We start from the raw sequence: 4418 nt of genomic DNA, 5'->3' as shown, positions 1-4418 counted from the left end.
GCGCGCCGAGGGGAGCGAGTCGGAGTCGGGCCTGGCGTTCTCCGCGCTGCACCAGTTGCTGAGGCCGGTCTCGGCCCGGGTGGACGCGCTGCCGGAGAGGCAGCGCACGGCGGTGCGCGACGCCTTCGGCGCGGGGTCGGCCACGGCGGAGCCCGACCCCATGCTCATCGGGGTCGCCGTCCTGAGTCTGCTCTCGGCCCTGGGCGACCGGCGTCCCGTGCTCGTGGTGCTCGACGACGCGCAGTGGTTCGACCGCGCTTCCCTGGACGTGCTGTCCTTCGCCGCCAGACGGCTGGAGGGCGAACCGGTGACGATGCTGTTCGGGGTCCGCGCCGGCGACCGCCTGCCGGGGCTCGACCGCCACCTGCCGACGCTCGCGCTGGGAGCGCTCGGCGACGCCGCCGCCAACCGGCTGCTGGACTTGCAGCCGGGCAGCCCCGTCGGCCGGGTCAGAGCGCGGATCCTCGACCAGGCCGGCGGCAACCCGCTGGCGCTGACCGAACTGACGAGGGCGTCCGCCGCGCACGACGCGGCCGCGGGGCCGCCCTCCCCGGGTCCGCTCCCGCTCACCGATCACCTGGAGGGGGTCTTCGCGGCCCGTCTGAACGACCTCCCCGCCGCCAGCGGGCAGGCCCTGCTGCTCCTGGCCGCCATGGACAGCGTCGACTCCGCGGTCGTCGCCTCCGTCGGGCTGCCGCACGCCGGGGACGACGCGTGGCTGCCCGCCGAACGGGCCGGGCTGGTCCGGCGGACCGGTCGGGGCGTCCGGTTCCGCCACCCTCTGGCCCGGTCCGCCACGTACCACGCCGCCTCCCCCGCCTCACAGCGCGAGGCCCACCTCGCACTCGCCGGGATACTGCGGGACGAACCGGATCGGCGTGCCTGGCACCTCGCCGCCGCCTGCTTAGGCCCCGACGCGGCCGTGTCGGCGGAGTTGGAGCGGACCGCCGACCGGGCCCGCCGCCGCGGCGGCCACGCGGCGGCGGCCAGTGCCCTGCGACGCGCCGCCGAACTCGCACCGCGGCGCGAGGACAGGGCCAGGCTGCTGGTCGAAGCGGCCTCGGCGGCCGTGTTCACCGGCGACATCTCCTGGGTCGAGGAACTGGCCGCCGAGGCACGCGCGCACACCGAGGACCCATCGCTCCTGGCATCCGTCACCGCGCAGGTCGGACGGCTGGCGGTGCTGACCGTGCGCCACACCGTGGTCTTCTCCCGACTGGTCCGTTCCGCCGAGCAGGCGGCGGTCTCGCGGCCCGCCACCGCGCTGGACCTGCTGGCCGATGCCGCCGTGGTCCGCTTCTACTCCGGGGAGGACGCCCAACGGCGCCGGATCCGGGCCGTCCTGGAGCGACTCCCCGGGGACGCGTCACACGCATGGCCACGCGCCTGGGTGAGGGCCGTGTCGGACCCCTTCGAGGGCAGGGCCGAACTCCTCTCCCTGCTTCCTCGGTTGGTCTGCGAGGCGGAGCGCCAGCCCGACCGGCTCACCGCTCTCGCGGTCATGGCGTGGCTCCTGGACGAGACCCCGCAGGCCGTCCGCGCCTTCGACGAGGCGTTCGACCGCTGGAAGTCGCAGGGGCCGCTTCCGGAGGGCCTGGAGGGCGCTGCCGCCTGGAGCTATGTGGAGCAGGGGCGGTGGGATCGGGCACGCGAGGCCTGCGCCCGCACCGCCGCCGTCGGGGCGAGGGCCGGTCTCGACCACGCCGTGGCGTGCGCGGCCGCGGTGGAGGCCACCGTGCTGGCCTACCAGGGGGACACGGCGGCGGCCCGGGACCGGGTCGGGGACGTGTTCGCCCTGATCGATCCGATGGAGAGCCGCTCCGTGTCCGTCTACGCCCGTCGCGCGCTCGGTGCCGCGGCGGTCGCGGAAGGCGGGTACGAGGACGCGTACGACCAACTCCGCACGGTCTTCACCTCGGACGGCGCCCCGGTGCACTACCACGCCTCCTACCCGGCCCTCGCGGACCTGGCAGCCGCCGCCGCGCGCAGCGGTCGGCGCGCGGAGGCCGCCGCGATCGTCGGGCGTTGCGCACACGCGCTCGCGGGCGGCGCCTCGCCCCGGCTGCGCGCGCTGATCAGCCGGGCCCGTGCCCTCCTGGCGGACCCCGAGGACGCCGAGGCGCACTTCCGGGCGGCCCTGGTCGATCCTCGGCTGGAGCACTGGCCCTTCGAGCGGGCCCAGACCCTGCTGGACCTGGCCGAATGGTTGCGGCGCCGTCGACGCGTCACCGAGGCGCGGGGGCCGCTCACCGAGGCTCTGGAGGTCTTCCGGCGGCTGGGGGCGCGCCCGTGGATCGAGCGCGCCCGGTCCGAGTCGCGCGCCGCCGGCCTCGACGTCACGGACGCGGCCCCCGACGCGCTCTCCCGGCTCTCCCCGCAACAGCAGCAGATCATCAGGCTCGCCGCCCGCGGGCTGACCAACCGGGAGATCAGCGAGAAGCTCTTCCTCTCTCCGCGCACGGTCGGCTCACACCTCTACCGCAGCTTCCCCAAGTTGGGTGTCACCGCCCGCTCCCAACTGCGCGACCTGGTCGAGAACGCCCTCCCGACGACCGCTCACCCGGGGTAGGGTCCGCCCCGGCCTCACGCGGTCCACGACCGGTCTCGGCCGAGCCCTCGCGTTCGCCGCGACCGGCCACCGCCTTCGACTTTGCATCCAAGGCATACCATGATGCCCATGACGCAAGAAGACGGAGAGCTGGACGGCCTCGTGCGCAGGCGCATCCGCGCCCTGCGGGTGGCGCAGGGCTGGTCCCTGGAGGAACTGGCCAAACGCGCCCACCTCAGCCAGTCCTCGCTGAGCCGCATCGAGAACGGTCGGCGCCGCCTCGCCCTGGACCAGCTGGTCACCCTCGCCCGAGCGCTGGACACCACACTGGACCAGCTCGTGGAGACGGCCGACGACGACGTCGTCATCAGCCCGATGGTCGACGGCGCCCGCGGCCGGATGCGCTGGCCCGTCAAGGGCGACCCCGGCATGAGCGTGGTGCGCCAGCGCGTGACCGAACCGCCGCCCGACAACCCGGCCCGCATGCGCGCCCACCCCGGGCGCGAATGGCTCGTCGTCCTGTCCGGCACCGCGACGCTCATGCTCGGCAACCGGCGCTTTCGCGTCGAGACCAACCAGGCCGCCGAGTTCCCCACGATGACGCCGCACGCCATCGGCGCCGAGGGGGGACCGTGCGAGATCCTGGGCATCTTCGACCGCGACGCCCGCCGCGGCCACCAGCGGGAGGAGGACGGCCCAGGCGCCCAGGACACCTGAGGGAGCGGCCGCGCCGACCGCGCGAGGACCGCGTCTTGCGCGTCGGGCAGCACATCCGGTCAATGTCTTGCGCAAAACGGGAACCTTCATGCTCGGTGCGCATGGGCGTCCTACCGTGGAGACCATGAACCAGACGCACTCGCACGACCACGACCACGACCACGGTCACGGCCACGGCCACGGCCACGGCGCCCAGCACGACCACCACCGGGAACACGGCCATCAGGAGTACGACGCCGACGTCCAGGCGGAGATCCTCGACCTGGACGCCGAGGTCCTCGCCGAGCACACGGCCTCCATCACCGCGTGGCTGCCGCTGACGGCGGACCCGCGTCGGATCGTGGACCTGGGCTGCGGCACGGGCGCGGGCACCTTCGCCCTCCTCGACCGCTTCCCCGGCGCGCGCGTCACGGCCGTCGACACCTCCGACGGACACCTCCAGCGGTTGAACGCCAAGGCGCGCGCCCTCGGCGTCGAGGAGCGCGTGCGCACCGTGCGGGCCGACCTCGACTCCTCCGACTGGCCCGACCTGGGCTCACCGGACCTGGTGTGGGCCTCGGCCTCGATGCACCACATGGCCCGCCCCGACCGCGCGCTGCGCGGCGTCCACGACGCGCTCGCTCCCGGCGGCCTGTTCGCCGTCGTCGAGCTGGCCGGGTTCCCCCGCTTCCTGCCCGAGGACGCCCCCGAGGAGCGGCCCGGCTTGGAGGAGCGCGTCCACGCCGCGGCCGACCGCCTCCACACCGAGCACATGCCCCACCGCGGGGCCGACTGGGGTCCGATGCTGACCGCCGCCGGTTTCACGGTCGAGGGTGAGCGCACGATCGCCGTGAACATCGAGGGTTCCCAGAGCGAGGCGGTCGGCCGCTACGCGCTCAGCGGCCTGCGACGCATCCGCACCGGCGTCGCAGGAGAGCTCTCCCCCGAGGACCTGGCCGCGCTCGACCGGCTCCTGGACGCCGACGGCCCGCACAGCATCCTGCGCCGCGACGACCTGGCCGTGCGCACCGAACGCGCCGTGTGGGCCGCGCGCCGCTGACCCCGGCCCCGGTCCCGGCCACCCGGCAGGCAGCCCCGGCACCCGGTGAAGGGTGGGCGGCGACGCGACGCCGCCCACCCGCCGCCGCTCCACACGGGCGACGGCCCCTCGGAG

At 75.2% G+C, this 4418-nt stretch carries 3 protein-coding genes; all 3 read left to right on the top strand.

Going from position 1 to position 4418, the window contains the following annotated elements; all coding sequences use genetic code 11:
- On the top strand, positions 1-2569 hold a 2569-nt coding region (locus DQW06_RS19630; protein WP_157983498.1), incomplete at its 5' end, for a helix-turn-helix transcriptional regulator.
- 108 nt (positions 2570-2677) lie between these two features.
- Positions 2678-3265, top strand: a complete 588-nt coding sequence (locus tag DQW06_RS19625) for an XRE family transcriptional regulator (protein ID WP_197724882.1) — start codon at positions 2678-2680, stop codon at positions 3263-3265.
- Positions 3266-3389: 124 nt separating this feature from the next.
- Positions 3390-4304, top strand: a complete 915-nt coding sequence (locus DQW06_RS19620; protein ID WP_117199072.1) for a trans-aconitate 2-methyltransferase — start codon at positions 3390-3392, stop codon at positions 4302-4304.
- Positions 4305-4418 lie beyond the last annotated feature (114 nt).

The sequence above is a fragment of the Nocardiopsis sp. TNDT3 genome (assembly GCF_003427465.1).
GTDB lineage: Bacteria > Actinomycetota > Actinomycetes > Streptosporangiales > Streptosporangiaceae > Nocardiopsis > Nocardiopsis dassonvillei.
Note: the sequence above shows the minus strand (reverse complement) of the source record. Positions and strands in the feature narration are given on the sequence as shown.

Coding starts and splice junctions, on each gene's coding strand:
- DQW06_RS19620 (WP_117199072.1), top strand. CDS start 3,390: ATGAACCAGACGCACTCGCACGACCACGACCACGACCACGGTCACGGC.
- DQW06_RS19625 (WP_197724882.1), top strand. CDS start 2,678: ATGACGCAAGAAGACGGAGAGCTGGACGGCCTCGTGCGCAGGCGCATC.